The organism is Streptomyces sp. NPDC107562 (assembly GCF_055657325.1).
Genome location: NZ_JBVKBE010000012.1, coordinates 1 through 22,376, shown reverse-complemented (window position 1 = coordinate 22,376; position 22,376 = coordinate 1). Strand labels below are relative to the sequence as shown.

15 protein-coding genes are annotated in these 22,376 nt (G+C 72.8%); 9 read left to right on the top strand and 6 right to left on the bottom strand.

All coding sequences use genetic code 11. From position 1 onward, the window contains the following. Nucleotides 1-3: 3 nt before the first annotated feature. Nucleotides 4-672 (top strand): GNAT family N-acetyltransferase, encoded by a 669-nt coding sequence (locus tag ACZ7LV_RS28060; protein ID WP_471943248.1) that lies wholly within the window; start codon nucleotides 4-6, stop codon nucleotides 670-672. Here ACZ7LV_RS28060 and ACZ7LV_RS28055 read toward each other — a convergent pair. The 5 genes from ACZ7LV_RS28055 to ACZ7LV_RS28035 all read right to left on the bottom strand — a co-directional run bounded on the left by ACZ7LV_RS28055 (nucleotide 626) and on the right by ACZ7LV_RS28035 (nucleotide 5,727). Continuing rightward, nucleotides 626-1,279 (bottom strand): ADP-ribosyltransferase, encoded by a 654-nt coding sequence (locus ACZ7LV_RS28055; RefSeq protein WP_471943247.1) that lies wholly within the window; start codon nucleotides 1,277-1,279, stop codon nucleotides 626-628. The genes ACZ7LV_RS28060 and ACZ7LV_RS28055 overlap by 47 nt on opposite strands. Before the next feature lie 82 nt (nucleotides 1,280-1,361). Continuing rightward, entirely contained in the window at nucleotides 1,362-1,865 is a 504-nt protein-coding gene (locus ACZ7LV_RS28050; protein WP_401673546.1) for an ATP-binding protein, read from the bottom strand. A 274-nt stretch (nucleotides 1,866-2,139) separates the two neighbouring features. Further along, nucleotides 2,140-2,907: an enoyl-CoA hydratase/isomerase family protein gene (locus tag ACZ7LV_RS28045; protein WP_401673544.1), complete on the bottom strand. Its 768-nt coding sequence runs from the start codon at nucleotides 2,905-2,907 to the stop codon at nucleotides 2,140-2,142. Nucleotides 2,908-3,065: 158 nt separating this feature from the next. After that, nucleotides 3,066-4,316 (bottom strand): L,D-transpeptidase, encoded by a 1,251-nt coding sequence (locus tag ACZ7LV_RS28040; RefSeq protein ID WP_471943245.1) that lies wholly within the window; start codon nucleotides 4,314-4,316, stop codon nucleotides 3,066-3,068. Nucleotides 4,317-4,500: 184 nt separating this feature from the next. Next, on the bottom strand, nucleotides 4,501-5,727 hold the full coding sequence (locus tag ACZ7LV_RS28035; RefSeq protein ID WP_471943243.1) for a L,D-transpeptidase: 1,227 nt from the start codon (nucleotides 5,725-5,727) through the stop codon (nucleotides 4,501-4,503). Nucleotides 5,728-5,880: 153 nt separating this feature from the next. Between ACZ7LV_RS28035 and glgX the strand changes: the two genes are divergently transcribed. The 7 genes from glgX (at nucleotide 5,881) to ACZ7LV_RS28000 (ending at nucleotide 18,303) form a co-directional block, all read left to right on the top strand. Further along, a complete protein-coding gene (gene glgX, locus ACZ7LV_RS28030; RefSeq protein ID WP_471943242.1) occupies nucleotides 5,881-8,118 on the top strand; it encodes a glycogen debranching protein GlgX in 2,238 nt (745 codons plus the stop codon). A 101-nt stretch (nucleotides 8,119-8,219) separates the two neighbouring features. Continuing rightward, a complete protein-coding gene (locus ACZ7LV_RS28025; protein WP_471943240.1) occupies nucleotides 8,220-10,004 on the top strand; it encodes an ABC transporter ATP-binding protein in 1,785 nt (594 codons plus the stop codon). After that, nucleotides 10,001-11,857 (top strand): ABC transporter ATP-binding protein, encoded by a 1,857-nt coding sequence (locus tag ACZ7LV_RS28020; protein WP_471943238.1) that lies wholly within the window; start codon nucleotides 10,001-10,003, stop codon nucleotides 11,855-11,857. Before ACZ7LV_RS28025 ends, ACZ7LV_RS28020 begins: the two co-directional genes overlap by 4 nt. A gap of 34 nt (nucleotides 11,858-11,891) precedes the next feature. Continuing rightward, nucleotides 11,892-13,646, top strand: coding sequence for an ABC transporter transmembrane domain-containing protein (locus ACZ7LV_RS28015; protein WP_471943236.1), 1,755 nt, complete (start codon nucleotides 11,892-11,894; stop codon nucleotides 13,644-13,646). Continuing rightward, nucleotides 13,643-15,427 carry an ABC transporter ATP-binding protein gene (locus ACZ7LV_RS28010; protein ID WP_471943234.1) on the top strand — a complete coding sequence of 595 codons (1,785 nt, stop codon included), beginning with the start codon at nucleotides 13,643-13,645 and terminating at the stop codon, nucleotides 15,425-15,427. Before ACZ7LV_RS28015 ends, ACZ7LV_RS28010 begins: the two co-directional genes overlap by 4 nt. Before the next feature lie 250 nt (nucleotides 15,428-15,677). Further along, nucleotides 15,678-17,729, top strand: coding sequence for a M4 family metallopeptidase (locus tag ACZ7LV_RS28005; RefSeq protein ID WP_471943232.1), 2,052 nt, complete (start codon nucleotides 15,678-15,680; stop codon nucleotides 17,727-17,729). A gap of 64 nt (nucleotides 17,730-17,793) precedes the next feature. Further along, on the top strand, nucleotides 17,794-18,303 hold the full coding sequence (locus ACZ7LV_RS28000; protein WP_401673522.1) for a DUF1990 family protein: 510 nt from the start codon (nucleotides 17,794-17,796) through the stop codon (nucleotides 18,301-18,303). A 55-nt stretch (nucleotides 18,304-18,358) separates the two neighbouring features. Here ACZ7LV_RS28000 and ACZ7LV_RS27995 read toward each other — a convergent pair whose 3' ends face one another. After that, entirely contained in the window at nucleotides 18,359-20,977 is a 2,619-nt protein-coding gene (locus ACZ7LV_RS27995) for a glycosyltransferase family 1 protein (RefSeq protein ID WP_471943589.1), read from the bottom strand. A 704-nt stretch (nucleotides 20,978-21,681) separates the two neighbouring features. On the opposite strand from ACZ7LV_RS27995, the gene ACZ7LV_RS27990 reads away from it, so the two are divergent. Beyond that, the coding region (locus ACZ7LV_RS27990) for a maltotransferase domain-containing protein (protein WP_471943230.1) at nucleotides 21,682-22,376 on the top strand (695 nt) is incomplete at its 3' end.

Sequence of the window (22,376 nt, the reverse complement as noted above, 5' to 3'; positions counted from 1 at the left end):
GCGATGGAGAGCTTGCGGGACATTCTGGACGCCGCCGCGCGGGGTGTCTTCCCGCCACCGGACGGTCGCACGACGGTCGTGCCGCAGCCCTCGCCCAGGGACGCGGGCGTGCTCGCCTTCACCGGCCACTCCGTCGTCTTCACCGACGAGGACCCCGGCTGGGTCCACGCCACCCTGGACGCCCTGGAGTGCGACGCGCTCGCGGCGACGATGAACGCCCGCTTCCTCGCCGCCTTCATGGAGCGGACGGGACGCACCACGGACACGGTCGACGTGATGACGGTGGGGGCGCCGCTCGCGGGTGAACCGCCCCTCGCGTTGCGCGAGATCCGCGATCCCGGGCATTCGCGGGTCCTCAGTTCGCGCAGGCGCCGCGACGACGTGCGGGTGTGGGCCGCCGAGGGCGGGGTGCTGGTGCTGGGGCGCGGCGTCGCCGGGCGGCTGGAGGCCGCGGTGGAGGTGGCGGAGACGGTACGGCACCGGGGGCTGGGGCGGGCGCTCGCGGAGGCGGCGCGGCATCTGGGCGGGGGAGAGCCGGTGTGGGCGCAGATCTCCCCGGGGAACGCCCGCAGCCTGCGGGCGTTCCAGGCGGCCGGCTACCGGCCGGTGGGGTCGGAGGCGCTGCTCAGTGCCAGGCCTCGTAGTACGGGTTGCTCTCGCAGCCGCTCATGATCTCGACCTTGGTGGTCCTGTCGACCGGGCAGACGCCGATGACGTACTTGCGGTCGATGCCGCCGGGGAAGGCCACCTCGACCTGGTCGGCCCACTTGTGGGTGTCGCCGATGGTGCGGTTGACGTCGATGCCGCCGGGGGCGTCGATGTAGTAGTTGTAGCCGGACTTCCACCACTTCTTGTAGAGGTCGTGGTCGTACGTCGTGGACACGAACGGCGAGGGCTGGTTGACGAGGACGTAGGCCTGAAGGTCGTACTGGCCCTCGACCACGTCCCTGGGCTGGAAGCCCTCCTCGAAGACGATCCGGGGGGCACGGCTGTCGGCGCGGTACAGGGTGCCGCAGGTGGTGCGCCAGGCCGGTTCGGGGGTGATCCGGGCGACGTCGACGCGGCGGTCGGCGGCGGCCTTGATCTTGTCGTCGTACTGGACGGGACAGGCGGCGGGGGCGGGCGCGGCTGCGGGGGCGAAGGCCGCCGGGACGGAGGTCGCGGGGGCGGAGGTCGCGGGGGCGGAGGTCGCGGGGGCGGAGGCGGCCGAGGTGGCGAGGACGGCCGCGAGGGAGAGGGCGGCGGCAGCGGCCCGACTACGCAGGCGAGTTGTGATCATGAGGGCACAATTCCCACCGCACGGCGGAAGGTTGCGGATCGTCACCCGTACGGCGGCGTGTCGGCTGCGGTGCCGCTGCCGGTCAGCGGTCCGCGACCCGCATCTCGAACCAGGTCGTCTTGCCGCGGGGTAAGAGGTCCACGCCCCAGCGGTCCGAGAGCTTGTCGACGAGGTACAGGCCCCTGCCGCTGACGTCGAGTTCCTGGACCGGCATCAGGCAGGGCAGTCCCCGGGAGGGGTCGCGGACCTCGATGCGGATCCAGCCCCGACGGCGGCGCATGCGCAGGCCGAAGACGCGGGCGCCGGTGTGCCGCACGGCGTTGCCGACGAGTTCCGAGACGAGCAGGACGGCATCCTCGGTCATCTTGGCCGACAGGCCCCACTGGCGGAGGACGACGACCTGGGCGAGCCGGCGTGCCGTGGCCGCCGACTCGGGGCGGGACGGCAGCGGAACCTCCGCCTCCGTCGGGTTGCCGAACAACTCCAGTGCCTTGAGCGCCCGTTCGTCCTCGACTGCCGGCGACCAGCGCGCCGCGGTCGTACGGCCGCGTCCTTGCGGCTGTTCGATGCCCTCCAGCCCCGCCATGCCCCCATCATGGCCGTCCGGCGTGCCCCGCGGGGCCGTTCCCGCCGAATACGCCCCCCTCGGGGCATCGTTCTCCACCGTCCGTCCGGCATATGCCGGAGGCAGTTCGGAGGCTTCGAGAGCCCCCCTGAGCTGCGAAGAAGGCTCGGCTCCTGGCAATGGACGGACTCCCTCGACAAGACAGGCTTAAGGCTGCCTTAAGGCTTCCATAAACCGCCCCATCGAGGGACCCGGATCAGACACCGCGTCAATTGCAAGCCCTGACGCGGAGATTTCAGAGGAACTTGGCCTTGCCCGGCCCCTCCTCGACGAAGCTGCGCATGCCCCGCTCGCGGTCCGGCGTGGCGAACAGGCCCGCGAACCAGTTCCGTTCGACGGCGAGGCCCGTGTCGATGTCCGTCTCCAGGCCGGTGTCCACCGACTCCTTCGCCGCGCGCAGCGCCAGGGCCGGGCCCTGCGCCAGCTTCGCCGCCCACGCGTGCGCCGTGGCGTAGACCTCGGCGGCCGGGACGATCCGGTCGACCAGGCCGAGGGTCAGCGCCTCGTCGGCCTTGACCATGCGGCCCGTGAAGATCAGGTCCTTGGCCTTGGAGGGGCCGATCAGGCGGGCGAGCCGCTGGGTGCCGCCCGCGCCCGGGATAAGGCCCAGCAGGATCTCCGGCTGGCCCAGCTTGGCGTCGTCGGCGGCGATGCGGTAGTCCGCGCAGAGGGCGAGTTCGCAGCCGCCGCCGAGCGCGTACCCCGTGACGGCGGCGACGACCGGCTTGGGGATGCGGGCCACGGCCGTGAAGGCGTCCTGCAGGCCGCGGGCGCGCAGGACCATGGCCGTGTGGTCCATGTCCTGCATCTCCTTGATGTCCGCGCCGGCCGCGAACACTTTCTCCCCGCCGTACACGACGACCGCGCGCACGTCGTCGCGGCGCGTGGCCTCCTCGGCGAGTTCCTTGAGCCGGTCCTGCGTGGCGATGTCCAGCGCGTTCATGGGCGGGCGGTCGAGACGCAGCGTGCCGACGCCCTCGGCGACTTCGAGATTCACGGTCATGCCAGCAGGTTAACGGCCACTAACGCGACCACGCCCGGTGCGCTCGATCACACCCGGCGGGAGTGCCCGACAGGGCGGCCCGCGGACCGGCGCGCCGTGGTTGTCGACGGGAACGGGCCCGGTGCGGTGGTCGCACCGGGCCCGTTCGTGTCAGGGGGTCAGGCCTTCCACTTCTCCCACGACATGTTCCAGCCGTTGAGCCCGTTGTCCGGGTCGACGATCCGGTCGTTGGAGTTCTTCACGACGACCACGTCGCCGATCATCGAGTTGTCGAAGAACCACGCGGCCGGCGCGCCCTTGTCCCAGCCGCCGCGCGCGTCGCGCAGACCGATGCAGCCGTGGCTGGCGTTGTAGTTGCCGAAGGCACCGCCGGCCCAGTAGTTGCCGTGCAGGAAGGTGCCGGAGGTGGTCAGGCGCATGGCGTGCGGGACGTCCTTGATGTCGTACTCGCCGCCGTAGCCGACCGTCTCGCCGTTCATCCGGGTCACCACGTGCTTCTCGCTGATGACCATCTGGCCGTTCCAGGTCTCCATGCCGGCCTTGCCGGTGGTGACCGGAAGGGTCTTGACGACCTTGCCGTCCCGCATGACCTTCATCGTGAGCTTCTTGGCGTCGACGACGGAGACCTGGTCGCGACCGATGGTGAAGGAGACGGTCTTGGCCTGCTCGCCGTACACGCCGGGGCGGCCCTCGACACCGTTGAGGTTGAGCTTGACGGTGACCTTGGTGCCGGCCTTCCAGTACTTCTCGGGCCGGAAGTCGAGCCGGTCGTTGCCGAACCAGTGGCCCTCGACGTCGACGGCCGGTTCGGTCTTGATCTCGACGGCCTTCTCGACCTGCTCGGGGTGGGTGATGCCCCGGGTGAAGTTGAGGGAGAAGGGCATTCCGACGCCGACCGTCGAACCGTCCTCGGGGGTGAAGTGGCCGACGAACGTGTTCTGCGGCGTCAGGGTGGTGAAGCTGGAGGACTCGGCGGCCTCGCGGCCCGCGGAGTCCTTGGCGACCGCGTGCACCTGGTACTTGGTGGCGGCGGCCAGATGGATGGACGGCGTCCAGCTGGCGCCGTCCGCGGCTATCTCACCCGCTATCTCGGTGCCCTTGGCGTCCTTGACCACGACCTCGGTCAGCTTGCCCTTGGCCGCGCTGACCTTCAGCGCACCGCTGGTGTCGACGGACTTCGCGCCGTCCTTGGGGGCTATGGTCACGGCCGCCTCGGACTGCTTGCTCTCGGCGGTGGCCGAGCCCTTGCCCTTGCCGTCCCCGGCCCCCGCGCCGGAGTCCCCGGAGTCCGAGCCGCCACCGCACGCGGTGACGGTCAACAGCAGCACCCCGGCGGCCAGAGCCAGGCCTTTGCGTCCGCGCCCCCCACGCGCGTCAACCGACGCCCCCGATATCGGTCGCACTTTCAACTTGTCTCCCCTCAACGGGCCCCGGACCGGACCCTCATCGGGCCCCGTCGGGCCCGCTCCCCTGCGCGTCCCGCGCGTTCGGCGCATATTAACCACATGGTCGGCGCGGTCGAGGCCGTGCGAATGTCACCGTTCAGTCCCAACCTCGACCGGCCGCCACAGGCCACCCCGCCCCCCGGCAGGCTCACTTCAGAGCACTGCCCGCTTTCCACTCGTTCCACCCCATGTTCCAGCCTCCGAGCCCGTTGTCCGCGGCGACCTTCTTGTCGTCGCTGTTGACGACCTCGACGACGTCCCCGACCAAAGTCCGGTCGAAGAACCAGCCCGCCGGGCTGTCCGAGCTGCCGCCCTTGACGTCCCGCAGGCCGACGCACCCATGACTCACGTTCGCCTCGCCGAAGGTGGCCGCCGACGCCCAGTAGTTGCCGTGCAGGAAGGTGCCGGTCTCGGTCAGGCGCATGGCGTGCGGGACGTCCTTGATGTCGTACTCGCCGCCGAAGCCGACCGTGCTGCCGTTCATCCGGGTCATCTCGTACATCTCGGTGACGACCATCTTCCCGTTGTACGTCGGGTGCTTGGGCGCCCCCGCCGTGACCGGCACGGTGCCGAGGAGTTCGCCGTCCCGGCGCACCTGCATGGTGTGCTGCTCCGCGTCGACCAGCGAGACCTGACTGCGGCCGACGGTGAAGGTGACGGTCCGGTACTGGAGCCCGTAGACCCCGCGTGCCCCCTCGACGTCCCTCAGCCGCAGGTCGACGGTGACCTCGGTACCGGGCTCCCAGTACTCCTCGGGGCGGAAGTCGAGACGGTCCCGGCCGAACCAGTGCGGGCGGATCTCGACGGGGGGCTCCGAGGTGACGCGCACGGCCCGCTCGACGGCGGCCCGGTCGGTGATCTCCCGGTTGAAGCCCAGGCTGACGATCATGCCGGTGCCGACCACGGAGCGGTGCTCCGGGGTGACGTACGCGATGAAGCGCTGGTCGGGGACGTAGGTGCTGAAGGTGGTGTGCCGGGCGGAGCGGTGGCCCTCGTCGTCCACGGCCACCGCGTCGACGGCGTATCCGGCGGCCAGCGCGAGCCTGCCGTCGTCGGGGCGCCAGCGCCGGCCGTCGGCGGAGATCCGGCCCGGGACCGTCTGCTCCTCCGCGTCCTGGGTCCGGACGACCCGGACCGACTCCAGGCGCCCGCTGGACACCTGTACGGACAGCGCCCGTCCGGGGCGGACGCCCTTGTCGCCGTCGTCCGGCGAGACCTCGATGACCTCCTCGGGGGCCCGGGGTTTGCCCAGCGAGCCGGGCCCGCTCGCACCGTCCGCGGTGCAGCCGACGGCCCCGGCCAGCAGCCCTGCCCATGTCAGTACGGCGGCCAGAGCGGCCCCCGCGCGCCGCGCGCGCCCATGTACGTGCCTCACAACCGTGTGCAACGACCGGGCCCGCCCTGGGGAAACGTGAGTGCGACCCAAGCTCTGGGCAGAACAGTGGGGAGGACGACGGGCCGGGCTCCGCGGAAGGGACGCCGCGGGCCCCGGCCCACGTCGTCGACACGAGCCGCGGGAGGCTGACAGGTGTCCAGCGCAGCCGAGCAGGAGACGGTGGCCGGGCAGGGCGGACGCCCGGCCGCCGCGTTGAACGGCGCGCCACGCGCGGCACCGGCCGCCGCGGTGGCGGTGTGGCCGGGTGCGTCGACACCGCTGGGGGCCCGGTTCCGGGTCGGCCCGGACGGGGTGGCGGGCACCAACTTCGCCTTGTGGGCGGGTGGGGCGGAGGCGGTGGAGCTGTGCCTGTTCGACGAGGACGGCACCGAGCGCCGGCATCGCCTGAGCGAGCTGACCCATGAGATCTGGCACGGCTTCGTGCCGGGGGTGATGCCGGGGCAGCGCTACGGCTACCGGGTGCACGGCCGCTGGGACCCGTGGACCGGCGGCCGGTGGAATCCGGCGAAGCTGCTGCTGGACCCCTACGCGCGCGCGGTCGACGGCGACTTCGGCCTGCCGCCGGAGGTCTACGGGCACGTCCGGGACTGGCCGCAGCAGCAGGTCGCGGACACCGTGCGCGACGAACGGGACTCGGCGCCGTACGTGCCGAAGGGCGTCGTCGTGCACGACGACGACGACTGGGCGGACGACCGGCGGCCGAAGACGCCCTGGGCGGACTCGGTGATCTACGAGCTGCACGTGCGGGGCTTCACCAAGCTGCACCCGGACATCCCCGAGGAGCTCCGCGGCACCTACGCGGGCCTGGCCCACCCGGCGGCGGTCGACCACCTCACGCGACTCGGCGTCACGGCGGTCGAGCTGCTGCCCGTGCACCAGTTCGCGCACGAGGACCACCTGCTGCGCCGGGGTCTGAAGAACTACTGGGGCTACAACTCCATCGGCTACTTCGCCCCGCACGCCGCGTACGCCGCGTCCGGCACGCGCGGGCAGCAGGTCGGGGAGTTCAAGCGGATGGTGCGCGCGCTGCACGCGGCCGGGATCGAGGTCATCCTCGACGTCGTCTACAACCACACCGCGGAGGCCGGCGAACTGGGGCCGACGCTGTCCCTGAAGGGCATCGACAACCGCGGGTACTACCGCCTGCAGTCCGACGCCCGCCGCTACGCCGACTACACCGGCTGCGGGAACACGCTGCACGTCGTCCAGCCGCACGTGCTGCGCCTCATCACGGACTCGCTGCGCTACTGGGTGACCGAGATGGGCGTGGACGGCTTCCGGTTCGACCTGGCGGCGGCGCTCGCGCGGTCCATGCACGACGTGGACATGTTGTCCCCCTTTCTGGCCGTCATCGCGCAGGACCCGGTACTGCGTCGGGTGAAGCTGATCGCCGAGCCCTGGGACGTCGGCTCCGGCGGTTACCAGGTCGGTGCCTTCCCCCCGCTGTGGACGGAGTGGAACGACCGCTACCGCAACGCCGTGCGGGACTTCTGGAGGCACGCGCTCCCGGACGTCCGGGAGATGGGGTACCGGCTGTCGGGCTCCAGCGACCTCTACGCCTGGGGCGGCCGGCGGCCCTACGCGTCGGTCAACTTCGTCACCGCGCACGACGGCTTCACGCTGCGGGACCTGGTCTCCTACGAGCGCAAGCACAACGAGGCGAACGGCGAGGGCAACCGGGACGGCACGAACGACAACCGGGCCTGGAACTGCGGGGCGGAGGGCGAGAGCGGCGAGGAACGGGTACAGGCGCTGCGGCGGCGGCAGCTGCGCAACCTGCTGACCACCCTGCTGCTCTCGACGGGCGTGCCGATGCTGGTCGCCGGCGACGAGCTGGGGCGCACCCAGCGGGGCAACAACAACGCCTACTGCCAGGACAACGAGATCAGCTGGCTGGACTGGGGCCTGCTCGACGACCCGGGCTGGAAGGCGCTGTTCGACCTGACGGCCCGGCTGATCGCCCTGCGGCACCGGCACCCGGTACTGCGGCGGCGGGCGTTCTTCTCCGGCCGGGCGCACTCGGCGGACGGGCTGCGGGACCTGGCCTGGTTCACCCCGCGGGGCACGGAGATGACGGAAGGGGACTGGTACGCGCCCGCCGCCACGCTCGGCATGTATCTGTCGGGACGGGACATCCCGGGCCGGGACGAGCGGGGGGCGCCGATCGTCGACGACAGCTTCCTCGCCGTGCTGCACGCCGGGGAGCGGCCGGTGAGCTTCGTCCTGCCGGGGCCTCCGTGGGCGGAGCGCTACGAGGTCGTCGTCGACACGGCGCAGGAGGGGCAGGCGGCGCCGCCCGACGTGACCCACCCCGCGGGACGGGCGATCACGGTGCCCGGAAGGTCGGTGCTGCTGCTCCGGGCCGGCTGAGGCGGCACGGGCGAACGCGCAGGTCGTAGGTCCATCGGCGGACGGCGGTCCGGCCAAAACTCGGTAGGCGTTGTCAGTGCCGATCCGTAGGCTCGCTCCTGATGCCCACGACACGTGCCACCTCGCCCCGCGACCGCTCCGCCGTCCGCTCGCTGCTGCGCCTGTGGCCGTATGTCAGGCCGGTGCGGGCCCGCCTGTTCACCGCCGCGTTCGTCGCGATCGTGGCGTCCTGCGTCGGGCTGGTCATCCCGCTCGTGCTCAAGTGGCTCGTCGACGGGCCCATCGCCGGCCGGGACCCGGCGGGCGTGTGGCTCGGCGCGCTGTTCCTGCTGCTGCTCGGGCTGGGCGAGGCCGTGCTGTTCGGACTGCGCCGGTGGCTCGTGGCGCGCCCGCTGGCGGGAGTGGAGGCGGCGATGCGGGCGGATCTGTACGGGCATCTCCAGCGGCTGCCGGTGGCGTTCCACGACCGCTGGGCCTCGGGCCAGTTGCTGTCCCGGGGCACCACCGATCTGATGCTGGTGCGCATGTTTCTGGCCTTCCCGCTGACGTTCCTGCTGGTCAACGGGGTGACGATCCTCGTCGGCGTGATCATCATGCTGGTGCAGGACCTCACCCTCGGGCTGGTGATCCTGGGGCCCGCGGTGCCGGTGATCGTCAGCTGCGCGATCTTCGAGAAGCGGTACGCCGAGGTGGCACGGCGGGCGCAGGACCAGGTCGGCGATCTCACGACGGTCGTCGAGGAGGGCGTGCTCGGCATCCGCATCATCAAGGGGTTCGGGCGGCACCGCAGTCAGGCGCGGGCGTTCCGGGAGCTGGCGCGCACGCTGCGCGGGACGGAGCTGACCAAGGCCCGGCTGCTGGCCACGATCCTGAGCGTGATCGTGACGCTCCCGGAGGCGGCCATCGGAGCGGCACTGGTGCTCGGCGCCGTGCGGGTGGCGGACGGAGACCTGTCGGCGGGCACGCTGGTGGCCTTCCTGTCCACGGCACTCGCCCTGCGGTGGCCGGTCGACTCGATCGGCTTCCTGCTGGCGATGAGCCAGGAGGCGGCGACGGCCACCGAGCGGTACTTCGAGGTGATGGACGCGCACCCGGAGACGGCCACCGAGGCGGTGGGCACGGCGGCGGACGTCCACGACAGCGGACTCCGCTTCCACGCCGTCAGCTTCCGCTACCCCGACGCCCCCACGGGCTCCCCACCCGTCCTCGCCCATGTCGACCTGCACATCCGCCCCGGCGAGTCCATGGCCCTCGTCGGGGCGACCGGCAGCGGCAAGACCACCCTCACCGCGCTCGTCCCACGGCTGCACGAGGTGACCGGGGGCCGGATCACGCTGAACGGCGCCGACATCGCCGGCATGTCCCGTGAGGAACTGCGCGCCCGGGTCGCCGTCGCGTTCGAGGAGCCGACGCTGTTCTCCGCCAGCGTCGGGGAGAACGTGCTGATGGGCGCCTCCGACGAGGCCGGGCCCACCGATCTGGACCGCGCCCTGTCCGTCGCCCAGGCCGGGTTCACGCACGGGCTGCCGCAGGGCACGGACACCCAGGTCGGCGAGCAGGGCCTGAGCCTGTCCGGCGGTCAGCGGCAGCGGCTCGCGCTGGCCAGGGCCGTCGTGGGGCGCCCGGAGTTCCTGGTGCTGGACGACCCGCTCTCGGCGCTGGACGTGCACACCGAGGCCGCCGTCGAGGAAGCGCTGCGCGAGGTGCTCGCCGACACCACCGCCCTGATCGTCGCGCACCGCCCGTCCACGGTGCTGCTCGCCGACCGGGTCGCCCTGCTGTCCGGCGGCCGGATCACGGCCGTCGGCACCCATCACGAACTGCTCCGCGACAACGCCGAGTACGCCCACCTGATGTCCGGTACGGAACTGGAGGCAGCCCGGTGACCGCGTCCACCTCGACGCCCGCCCCCGTCACCGACGAGGAGCCGGCTCAGCCGCCCGGGGCGGGCGACCCGTTCGACAAGGACGTCCTGCCCACCCCGCCGGGCGCCACCGGGACGCTGCTGAGGTCGCTGCTCGCGCCGATGAAGGCCAGGGTCGCGCTGACCACGCTCCTGCTGTTCCTCGGACAGGCGGCGGTGCAGGCGGGCCCGCTGCTGGTGGCGTACGCGATCGACCACGCCGTGCCGGCCTTCCGCGCCCACGACCAGGGGCCGCTGATCGCGGTGGCGGTGGGCTACCTGCTGTGCGCGGCCGCCTCCGGCGTGCTCCAGTACGCCTTCGTCGTCACCTCCGCCCGGGTCAGTCAGGACGTGCTCCTCGATCTGCGCGGCAGGATCTTCCGGCACGCGCAGGCGCTGAGCGTCGACTTCCACGAGCGCTACACCTCGGGCCGGCTGATCTCCCGTTCCACCACCGACGTCGAGTCGCTGCGCGAGCTGCTGGAGGAGGGCCTGCAGGAGCTGGTGACGGTCATCCTGTCGTGCGTGTACGTCGCGGCGATCCTGCTCTGGCTGGATCTGGGCCTGGGCGCGGTGGCGGTGGCGTCGTTCCTGCCGCTGTGGTGGCTGGTACGGCTGTACCAGCGGCGGGCGCGGAAGGTGTACACGACACGGTCGACGGCGATCGCCGCGGTCATCGTGAAGTTCGTGGAGACGATGAACGGCATCCGCCCGGTGCGCGCGTTCCGCCGGGAGGCCTCCAACGACGCCGAGTTCCGGGTCCTCAACCGGCGGCACGAGCGCACGAACGGCGACGCGCTGCTGGAGATGGCCCGCTACGTCGTCGGCTCCCGGGTCGTCGGCAACACGGCGGTCGCGCTGATCGTCCTGTGGGGCGCCCACCGCGTCGCGGACGGCACGCTGGCGCTCGGGGTGCTCGCGGCGGCGGTGCTGTACCTGCGGCGGATGTACGACCCGATCGACCGGTTCGGCATGTTCCTCAACTCCTACCAGTCGGCGGCGGCCTCGCTGGAGAAGATCGCCGGGCTGCTCGCCCAGACGCCCTCGGTGCCGGAGCCGTCCGCGCCCCGGGAGTTGCCGCCCCTCGCCTCCGAACACCCCGGCCGCGAGGTCGTCTTCGACGGTGTGCGCTTCGCCTATCGCACCGGTGGAGAGGTGCTGCCCTCCTTCGACCTCACGATCCCGGCCGGGCAGACGGTCGCGGTCGTCGGCTCCACGGGCGCCGGCAAGTCGACCCTGGCCAAGCTGCTGGCCCGGTTCTACGACCCGACCGACGGGCGGGTGCTGCTCGACGGGGTCGACCTGCGGGAGCTGGCCGTGCCGGAACTGCGGCGCGGCGTCGTGATGGTGACGCAGGAGTCGTTCCTGTTCTCCGGCACGGTCGCCGAGAACATCGCCGTCGGGCGGCCCGACGCGAGCCGTACGGAGATCGAGGCCGCCGCCAAGGCCATCGGCGCGCACGATTTCGTCGCCGCGCTGCCCGACGGGTACGACACGGACGTCCGTAAGCGCGGCGGCCGGATCTCGGCCGGTCAGCGCCAGCTCGTGGCGTTCGCGCGGGCGTTGCTCGCGGACCCGGCGGTGCTGATCCTCGACGAGGCGACCAGTTCGCTGGACATCCCCGGCGAGCGTGCGGTGCAGCGGGCCATGGCGACCGTGCTGAAGGGCCGTACGGCCGTCGTGATCGCACACCGGCTGTCCACGGTGGAGATCGCGGACCGGGTGCTGGTGATGGAGCAGGGCCGGATCGTCGAGGACGGCAGCCCGGCCGAACTGATCGCGGGGACGGGCCGGTTCGCGGGGCTGCACCGGGCGTGGCAGGACAGCCTGGCGTGAACAGGGGAACGGGTCACGGGAAACGAGCGGCGCGATGATCGACGCGTACGAGGACCCCGGCACCCCCGACGTCCGGGGTCCCGCCCGCTATCTGTGGTGGCTGGTGCGCAGCCAGCCGGGCCGGTCGGCCGCGGGGGCGCTGTTCGGGGTCGTGTCGCTGGCGCTGCCCGCGCTGGTGCCGTACCTGCTGGCCCGCGCGATCGACGACGGGCTGGAGCCCGGTGACCGGGCGGCGCTGTTCGGCTGGGCGGCGGCCGTGCTGGCGGCGGGGGCGGTCGACGCCTGGCTGAACATCGCCCGGCACCGCACGATGACCAGGGTCCGGATGGACGCCAACTTCCGCACGGTCAAGGTCGTGATCGGTCAGGCGGTCCGGCTCGGCGCCTCGCTGCGCCGGCAGGTCACGGCCGGGGAGGTCGTCACGATCGGCGTGGGCGACGTGCAGACCGTCGCCACCGCCCTGACGGTCATCGGCCCGGGCCTCGGCGCGGTCGTCGCGTACGGCGTCGTCGCCGCGCTGCTGCTCTCGGTCTCCCCGCTGCTGGCCGCTGTCGTGCTGCTGGGCGTGCCGGTGACCGGCGTCCTGGCCGGGCCGTTGATGAGCCGCCTGCAGGGCACCGAGACGGCGTACCGGGAAGCCCAGGGCACGCTCACCGCGCGCATCGGCGACATGGCGGGCGGGCTGCGTGTGCTGGGCGGTCTCGGCGGCAAGGAGCTGGTCGCCGGGGCCTTCCGCAGGGACTCCCGGCGCCTGCGTGACGACGGGTACCGGGTCGGCGCCGTGACCAGCTGGATCCAGGCGCTCGGCCTGGGCCTGCCGACGGTGTTCCTGGCCGTGGTGACCTGGCTCGCGGCCCGGCTGGTGGCCCAAGGCGCGATCACCGTGGGCGAGCTGGTGTCGGTCTACGGCTATGTCGCGGTGCTGGTGGTGCCGGTGGCGTACTTCCTGGAGTTCGGCCAGCAGGTCAGCCGCGGACTGGTGGCCGCCCGCCGGATCGTGGGGTTCCTGCGGCTGGACCCGCCGGCCGGCGCCGGGGCGCACGACGCCCCGGCCGAGCCGTCCGCGCTCGACGACCCGGAGTCGGGCGTGCGGGTGCTGCCGGGCCGGCTGACCGCGCTCGCCTGCGAGCGGCCCGCCGACGCGGCGGAGATCGTCGACCGGCTGGGGCGGTACGCGCCCTCGGACGTCACCTGGGGCGGGCTACGGCTGGACGAGATCGCGCTCCCCCAGGTCCGGGAGCGGATCCTGGTCGCGGACCACGAGGCCGACCTGTTCGCGGGAACCCTGCGTGAGGTGGTCCTCGGGCGGCGTACCGACGCCGGCGACGCGGCCGTCGCGCGGGCCGTGCGGGCCGCCGTGGCCGAGGACGTCGTGCGCGGGCTGCCGGACGGGCTCGACTCCCGGATCGACGCGCAGGGACGCAATCTCTCCGGCGGACAGCGCCAACGGGTGCGACTGGTGCGGGCGTTGCTGGCCGACCCCGAGGTGCTGCTCGCGGTGGAGCCGACGTCCGCGCTCGACGCGCACACCGAGGCGGCCGTGGCGCGACGGCTGCGGGAGGCCCGCCAGGGCCGTACCACCGTCGTCACCACCACCTCGCCGCTGGTGCTGGACCGGGCGGACACCGTGTACTTCCTGGTGAACGGCAAGGTCGAGGCGAGCGGCACCCACCAGGGGCTGCTCGATCACGCACCCGGGTACCGGGCGCTGGTGGCCAGGGACGAGGAGACCGACGAGGACGAGGGGGCCGATCCGTCCGGCATCGGCACCGAGGAGGCCGTGCGATGACGTCCGGGAAGGCGCCGGGCGCCACCGCGGAGCGGACGGGCCGGCTGCCCGTCGCCGGGCCCGCCGAGGTGCGGCGGGCGCTGACCTCGCTGGTCCGGGCCGACGGGCGGGTCTTCGCCGCGGTACTGGCGCTGAACGCGCTGGCCGCCGGGGCCGGGCTGGCCGGGCCGTGGCTGCTGGGCACGATCGTCAACGAGGTCCGGGCGGGCGCCGGCGTCGACGTCGTCGACCGGCTGGCACTGGCACTCGTCGGCTGCGCGCTGGCGCAGTTGCTGTTGTCGCGGTGGGCGCGCTACGCCGGGCACCGGTTCGGTGAGCGGACGCTGGCGCGGATCAGGGAACGCTTCGTCGACCGGGCGTTGTCGCTGCCCGCGTCGGTCGTGGAGCGGGCCGGAACCGGTGATCTGACGGCCCGAGGCACCGCCGACGTCACCGCCGTCGGCACGACGCTGCGGGACGCCGGTCCCGCGCTGCTCATCGCCTCGGTGCAGGTGCTGTTCCTGTTCGGCGCGGTCGTCGCGCTGGACCCGCTGCTGGGTTGCTGCGCGCTGCTGGGCTGGCTCGGCATCTGGTTCCCGCTGCGCTGGTACCTGCGCCGGGCGCGCTCCGCCTACCTCGACGAGGGGGCGGCCACCTCGGACGTCGCCGAGGTCCTCGCCGCCACGGCGGCCGGCGCCCGCACCGTCGAGGCCTTCGGTCTGCAGCGGCACCGGATCGCGGCGAGCCGGGACGCGCTGGCACAGGCGCGGCGCACCCGGCTGCACACCCTGCGGCTGCGCAGCGTGTTCTTCCCGGCGGCGGACTTCTCGTACGCCTTCCCGGTGGTGGCCGTGCTGCTGGTCGGGGGGTTCCTGCACGAGCGGGGGACGGTGACCCTGGGCGCGGTGGTGGCGGCCGCGCTGTATCTGCGGCAGGTCACCGAGCCGTTGGACACGATCCTGATCAGGGTCGAGCAGTTGCAGATGAGCAACGCCTCCTTCGCCCGGGTGGAGGGCCTCGCGCTGGCGCCCCGGTCGGCGCCGGCCGACTCCCCCGATCCGGACGGCGACCGCATCGACGTGCGGGGCGTGCGCTACTCGTACGACCGGGGCGGCGAGGTGCTGAGCGGCGTCGACCTGACGATCCGGCCCGGTGAGCGGCTCGCGGTCGTCGGCCCGTCGGGTGCGGGCAAGTCCACGCTGAGCCGGCTGCTTGCCGGTGTCGACACGCCGGGCGCGGGCAGTGTGACCGTGGGCGGGGTGCCGGTCGCCGGTCTGGGGCCGGAGCGGCTGCGCCGCCAGGTCGCGCTGGTCACGCAGGAGCACCACGTCTTCCTGGGCACCGTCCGCGACAACCTGCTGATCGCCGAACCGGCGGCCACGGACGCCCAGTTGTGGACCGCCCTCGACGCGGTGGGCGCCGACGGCTGGGTGCGCGGACTGCCCGGCGGCCTCGACGCCGAACCGGGCGCGGGAGGGGTCCGCACCGACGGCTCGCAGGCCCAGCAGCTCGCCCTGGCCCGCGTCGTGCTGGCCGACCCGCACACACTGATCCTCGACGAGGCCACCGCCCTGCTCGACCCGGCGACGGCCCGGCACACCGAGCGGGCCCTGGCCGCCGTGCTGCGGGGCCGTACGGTGATCGCCATCGCCCACCGGCTGCACACCGCGCACGACGCGGACCGGGTGGCGGTGATGGAGTCGGGACGGATCACCGAACTCGGCACGCACGACGAACTGGTGGCGGCGGACGGCGCGTACGCGCGGCTGTGGCGCACCTGGCACGGCGAGCCGGCCGGGTAGAAAGGCGTCCCGTTCGCATACCGAACGCGAACTCCCGGACAACGAACCATTTCCGGCCAAACTCTTGACGCGCTCCTGACAGGTCGCGCCCGTGGTGTCACGCTTCTCACGGCCACTCCACAGCAACCCCACCTCCATGCCGCTGTGTTGTTCCCGTGGCCGTCCGCACCTGGTTTCGCGTTCTGCCCGGACGGCCTGACGCCGCCCGGCTCCCCTGGCCGTGTGTCCCACGGCCACGCAGAAGGAGTCAGTGTTGAAGAGCAGTTCCTCATCGAGCAACCGTTCCTCCCACAGACGCACCCCCCGCGTCGCGGCCGTCGCCCTCGTCGGCGTCGCCGCGTTCCTCGCCGCCGCCGTGCAGTCCGGCGCCGCGGCAGCCCCCGCGGACACGGCGCCCTCGGCGTCGGCGAAGGCCGACCCGGGCTCCCTGCCCGTCAAGCTCACTCCGGCCCAGCGCGCGGCGCTGATCCGCGAGGCCGACGCCGGCAAGGTGGACACCGCACGGGAGCTGAGCCTGGGTTCCCAGGAGAAGCTCCTGGTCCGCGACGTCGCCAAGGACGCCGACGGCACGGTCCACACCCGCTACGAGCGGACCTACGCCGGCCTGCCGGTCCTGGGTGGTGATCTGGTCGTCGAGACGTCGAAGGCCGGTGCCACCGAGAGCGTCACCAAGGCCACCCGCGCCACCATCGAGGTGCCCTCGCTCAAGCCCGCGATAGCCGGGGCGCAGGCGGAGCGGCAGGCGCTCGGCGCCGCCCGCGCCGAGGACGCCCGGAGCCCCGAGGTCAGCGGCGAGCCCCGCAAGGTCGTCTGGGCCGCGCACGGCGAGCCGGTCCTCGCCTACGAGACGGTCGTCGGCGGCCTCCAGCACGACGGCACCCCGCAGGAGCTGCACGTCGTCACCGACGCCGGCACCGGCGAGAAGCTCTTCGCATGGCAGGCGGTCAGGAACGGCACCGGGCACACGGTCTACAGCGGCACGGTCCCGCTCACCACGACCCAGTCCGGCTCGACGTACAACCTCACCGACGGCGCCCGCGGCAACCACCGCACCTACAACCTGAACCGCGGCACCTCCGGCACCGGCACGCTCTTCTCCGGCCCGGACGACGTCTGGGGCAACGGCACGCCCTCCAACGCGGAGTCGGCCGGTGCCGACGCCCACTACGGGGCCGCGCTGACCTGGGACTACTACAAGAACGTGCACGGCCGCAACGGCATCCGCGGCGACGGCGTCGGCGCCTACTCGCGGGTCCACTACGGCAACAACTACGTCAACGCCTTCTGGTCGGACAGCTGCTTCTGCATGACCTACGGCGACGGATCGGGCAACGCCAACCCGCTCACCTCGATCGACGTGGCCGCCCACGAGATGACCCACGGCCTCACCTCGGCCACCGCGGGCCTCATCTACAGCGGCGAGTCCGGCGGCCTGAACGAGGCGACGTCCGACATCCTCGGCGCGGCCGTCGAGTTCTACGCCGACAACTCCTCCGACGTCGGTGACTACCTCATCGGCGAGGAGATCAACATCAACGGCGACGGCACGCCGCTGCGTTACATGGACAAGCCGAGCAAGGACGGCGCGTCGAAGGACAACTGGTACTCGGGCATCGGCTCGATCGACGTGCACTACTCGTCCGGTCCCGCGAACCACTTCTTCTACCTGCTGAGCGAGGGCAGCGGCGCCAAGGTCGTCAACGGTGTCAGCTACGACTCGCCGACCGCGGACGGCCTCCCGGTGACCGGCATCGGCCGGGCCAAGGCCGAGCAGATCTGGTTCAAGGCGCTCACCACGAAGTTCACGTCCACCACCAACTACGCGGCCGCGCGCACCGGCACGCTCGCGGTCGCCGGTGAGCTGTACGGCACGACGAGCACCGAGTACAAGGCGGTGCAGGACGCGTGGGCGGGCGTCGCGGTCGGTACGCGGCCCGGCGGCCCGGGCGGCGGCACCTCCTTCGAGAACACCTCCGACGTGGCGATCCCGGACAACGGCGCGGCCGTGACCTCCTCGGTCACCGTGTCCGGCCGAGCGGGCAACGCCCCGGCCAACCTCCAGGTCGCCGTGGACATCGTGCACACCTGGCGCGGTGACCTGGTGATCGACCTGCTGGCCCCGGACGGGACGGCGTACCGCCTGAAGAACTTCAGTTCCTCGGACTCGGCGGACAACGTCAACGCCACCTACACCGTCAACGCCTCCTCCGAGGTCGCCAACGGCACCTGGCGGCTGCGGGTGCAGGACCAGGCGGCGCGGGACACCGGCTACATCAACAGCTGGAAGGTGACGTTCCCGTAGAGCGGTTCGTGACGGCGGCACCCGGCGGGCGGTCGACGCCGGGTGCCGCCCTACTCTTGGCCGCATGTCGTTCACGTACGAGGATGTCGGCGCGACCCGCGAGACGGGTTTCTGCCCACCCGGCTTCCATCCCCTGCATGTGCGCACCCGCATCGGCGAGGGCGAGCGGGTGTTCCGCCGGGCCGCCGACGCCGTGGGCACCTGGGAGATGCACCGCGCCGCGGGCCTGGGCGTCGAGGCCGCCGCGGACCGCGCCGCCCCCGGCGTCGACGTCACCGTCACGCTCGCCGGCCTGATCAAGGCGCCCTGCCGGGTCGTGTGGACGGTCTCCGAGTACCGCCGCGCCGGCTGGGCCTACGGCACCCTGACCGGCCACCCGGAGTGCGGCGAGGAGGCCTTCGTGGTCGAGCGCACCGGGGACGGCACGGTGTGGCTGACGGTGTCGGCGTTCAGCCGCCCCGCCAAGTGGTACGTCCGGGCGGGCGGCCCGGCGAACCGGGGGCTGCAGTCGGCGTACGCGCGGCGGTGCGGGAAGGTGCTCCGCCGGCTGTGTGAGCCGGAGAACGAGTACTGAGCACCGCAACCACGGGGATCCCCGGGCCGGTCCCTCCCACACCGCGCCCGGCGCGTCAGCGCAGCAGCACCCCGGCCCCCTCCGCGACGTCCTCCGCCGGTACGGCCACCAGCCCCAGCTCCGCGCCGGTCGCCAGCAGGCGGTGGGCGGGCAGGATGCGGACCGTGTAGCCGTAGGGGCCCGTCCGGTCCAGGGCGAGCGGGCCCTCGTACACCCAGCGCCCTTCGAGGTCCGGCCCGCCCGCCGGTTTCAGCGGGACCGCGGTGGCGTCGGCGATGCGGTCCTCGGGGTCCACTCGGCCGGAGACCGCCTGGACCTCCACGTCGTCGGGGGCGAGGTCACCGAGGGCGACCCGGACGCGGAGGGTGAGGGTGGAGCCGAGCTCGGCCGTGGCCGTGGTCGCGGACGTCTCCACGTGGTCGACCCGCACACCGGGCCAGGAGCGGCGTACCCGGGCCTTCCAGTCGGCCAGTTCGCGGGCCGCGTCCGGCACCATCGCGCGGTGGGCGCGGGCCGCGGGCGCGTACAGCCGCTCGACGTACTCGCCGACCATGCGGCCCGCCAGCACCTTCGGCCCCAGCAGCATCAGCGTCCGGCGGACCATCTCGATCCAGCGGTCGGGCAGTCCGCCGGCGCCGCGTTCGTAGAAGCGGGGGGTGATCCGCTGTTCGAGCAGGTCGTACAGCGCCGCCGCCTCGATGGCGTCCCGACGGTCGGCGTCCGTGCCCGCGCCGTCCGCGGTCGGGATCGCCCAGCCGAAGTCGGGCTGGAACCACTCGTCCCACCAGCCGTCCAGCACGGAGAGGTTGAGGCAGCCGTTGAGCGCGGCCTTCATCCCGCTGGTGCCGCAGGCCTCCAGCGGGCGCAGGGGGTTGTTCAGCCAGATGTCGCAGCCGGGGTAGAGCTTCTGCGCCATCGCCATGCCGTAGTCGGGCAGGAAGACGATCCGGTGCCGTACCCGCGGGTCGTCGGCGAACCGGACCAGCTCCTGGATGAGCCGCTTGCCGCCGTCGTCGGCCGGATGCGCCTTGCCCGCGACGACGATCTGGATCGGCCGCTCGGGATGCAGCATCAGATCCATCAGCCGGTCGCGGTCACGCAGCATCAGCGTCAGCCGCTTGTACGAGGGGACGCGCCGCGCGAACCCGATGGTGAGCACGTCCGGGTCGAGCACTCCGTCGATCCAGCCCAGCTCGGCCGTGCCCGCCCCGCGCTGGCGCCAGGAGGCCCGCAGCCGCTCGCGCACCTCGGTGACCAGCTGTTCGCGCAGATCGCGGCGGAGGTCCCAGATGTCCTGGGCGGGAATGTCGGCGACCGCGTCCCAGCGGTCGGAGCCCCCGCCGGTGAAGGCGTCCTCGGCGCGCTGGGCGCCGACCTGCCGGGCGCCGAGCCGGAACACCTCGGGGGCGATCCAGGTCGGTGCGTGCACACCGTTGGTGACGGAGGTGATCGGCACCTCGTCGGGGTCGAACGCGGGCCAGAGCCCGGAGAACATCCCGCGGCTGACGTTGCCGTGCAGCAGGGAGACGCCGTTGGCGCGCTGGGCCAGGCGCAGCCCCATCACGGCCATGTTGAACAGGTTGGGCTCCCCGCCGGGATAGGTCTCCATGCCGAGTCGCAGGACGCGCTCGACATCGATGCGCGCGAGCTCGGCGTCGGGCCCGAAGTGCCGGGCGACCAGCTCGCGGTCGAAGCGGTCGATGCCGGCGGGGACGGGGGTGTGGGTGGTGAAGACGGTGCCGGCGCGCACGGCCTCCAGGCCCGAGTCGAAGTCGAGTCCGGCGTCGCAGAGTTCGGCGATCCGCTCCAGGCCGAGGAACCCGGCGTGCCCCTCGTTGGTGTGGAACACCTCGGGCTCGGGATGCCCGGTGAGCCGGCAGTACGTCCGCACGGCCCGCACACCTCCTATGCCCAGCAGCATCTCCTGCAGCAGCCGGTGCTCGCTGCCGCCGCCGTACAGCCGGTCGGTCACACCCCGCTCGCCGAGGTCGTTCTCCTCGACGTCCGAGTCGAGCATCAGCAGCGGCACCCGGCCGACCTGGGCCAGCCAGATCCGGGCGCGCAGCCGGCGCCCGCCGGGGAGGGCGAGGGTGACCTGGGCGGGCGTGCCGTCCTCCTCCTCGAGCAGGGCGACGGGCAGCTCGTTGGGGTCGAGGACGGGGTAGTGCTCCTGCTGCCAGCCGTCCCGGGAGAGCGTCTGCCGGAAGTAGCCGTGCCGGTAGAGCAGCCCCACCCCGATCAGCGGTACGCCGAGGTCGCTGGCCGCCTTGAGATGGTCTCCGGCGAGGATGCCGAGACCACCGGAGTACTGCGGCAGGGCCGCCGTGATGCCGAACTCCGGGGAGAAGTAGGCGACGGCGGCGGGCAGGTCGCCGGACTGCGCCTGGTACCAGCGCTCTCCGGTGACGTAGTCGGCCAGGTCTGCGCAGACGGTGGTCAGCCGGCGCAGGAAGCGGCGGTCCTCGGCCAGCTCGGCGAGCCGCGCGGGCGGGACACTGCCCAGCAGCCGCACCGGGTCACCGCCGGACGCGGCCCACCGCTCCGGATCGACGGACTGGAACAGCTCGCGCGTCTCCGTGTGCCAGGACCAGCGCAGATTCCGCGCGAGATCACTGAGCGGCCGTAGGGGTTCGGGGAGAACGGGTCGGACGGTGAATCGACGGATCGCCTTCACATTCCACCTCGTCAGCGTGCGGACAAGGACGCACGGCGGTGTGCGTCCGGTCATCGATGTCGACGGTAGTGGCTACCCGGCGTCGCCGTGGCCGACTCAGGGCGCGCCTCGAGAACGACCGCCGTACGCCCCCGATGGGTGATATGGCCGATTCCGCCCGCACACACGTCCTTGGGGTGGTTCGGGACGCGCGCTCGGCGTCCGCGCCGGGGCGAGCCGCGGTGGCGTGTGCCGTGGCCCCCTCGGCCGGGGTCCCACCCGCGCGTGCCGCACCGGAGGGGCGAGCGCCGGTGAGCACGGGATGAGATTCGGCCATCTTCACGGCACTGCGCCGAACGGGTCACACGCCCCCAACTGCACGACGTCGTGGGCAAGTCCGTCGCCTCCCGAGGGCGTCCGTGTCACCGCACGTCCCGGGCGCCGCCTCGGGCACGTCCGGCGCGGGGCCCGGTTCACCGAACGCACTTCTTCAAGTCCCGCGGCCGTAGCGGCGCATTCGGGACCCGGTGCGAGCATCGGCCCCGTACGTCCGGAACGGGGCCGGTCTTGAGCGTAGACATACGCGCGGGTAGTTAACAAAGTGCCGGATTGCCCACCCGAATAGGGTGGGAAGGCTCCTGCGGTACGCCCCACAGGCACACCCGCGCACGACCCTCCTCCCCACCAGCCATCCGCCCACCCAGTTGACGCGGAACGGAGCGGTGATGCCCGCAACGCACCACTCGTCAGCACCTCCGACAACCAGTACCGAGAACACGGGAGCACCACCGGTGCACCCGGCCGACACCGGCCCGCCCGCCCCGGAGCCACCCTCCCCGGACGAGAGCACCGCCGTCGGGCGCCTACCTGTCCTCGACGTCCGCCCCGTCGTCCAGCACGGGCGCCGCCCGGCGAAGGCGGTGACCGGCGAGACGTTCCAGATCTCGGCCACCGTCTTCCGCGAGGGGCATGACGCGGTCGCGGCCAACCTCGTGCTGAGGGACCCGGACGGCCTGCCCGGCCCCTGGACGCCGATGCGCGAACTGGCCCCCGGCACCGACCGCTGGGGCGCCACCGTCACCGCCGGCCGGGCCGGCCTGTGGACGTACACCGTGGAGGCCTGGAGCGACCCGGTCAGCACCTGGCGCCACCACGCCGAGATCAAGATCCCCGCGGGGATCGACACGGACCTGGTCCTGGAGGAGGGCGCGCGCCTGCACGAGCGCGCCGCCGAAGGGACTCGCGACAGCGAGCGCTCCGTGCTGCTCGCCGCCGTCGCCGCCCTGCGCGACGAGTCCCGCCCGGCCGCCTCACGGCTGGCCGCCGCGCTGACGCCGGAGGTGGACGGGGTGCTCGGGCGGTGTCCGCTGCGGGAGTTGGTGACGGCGTCGGATCCGTTGCCGCTGCTGGTGGAGCGGGA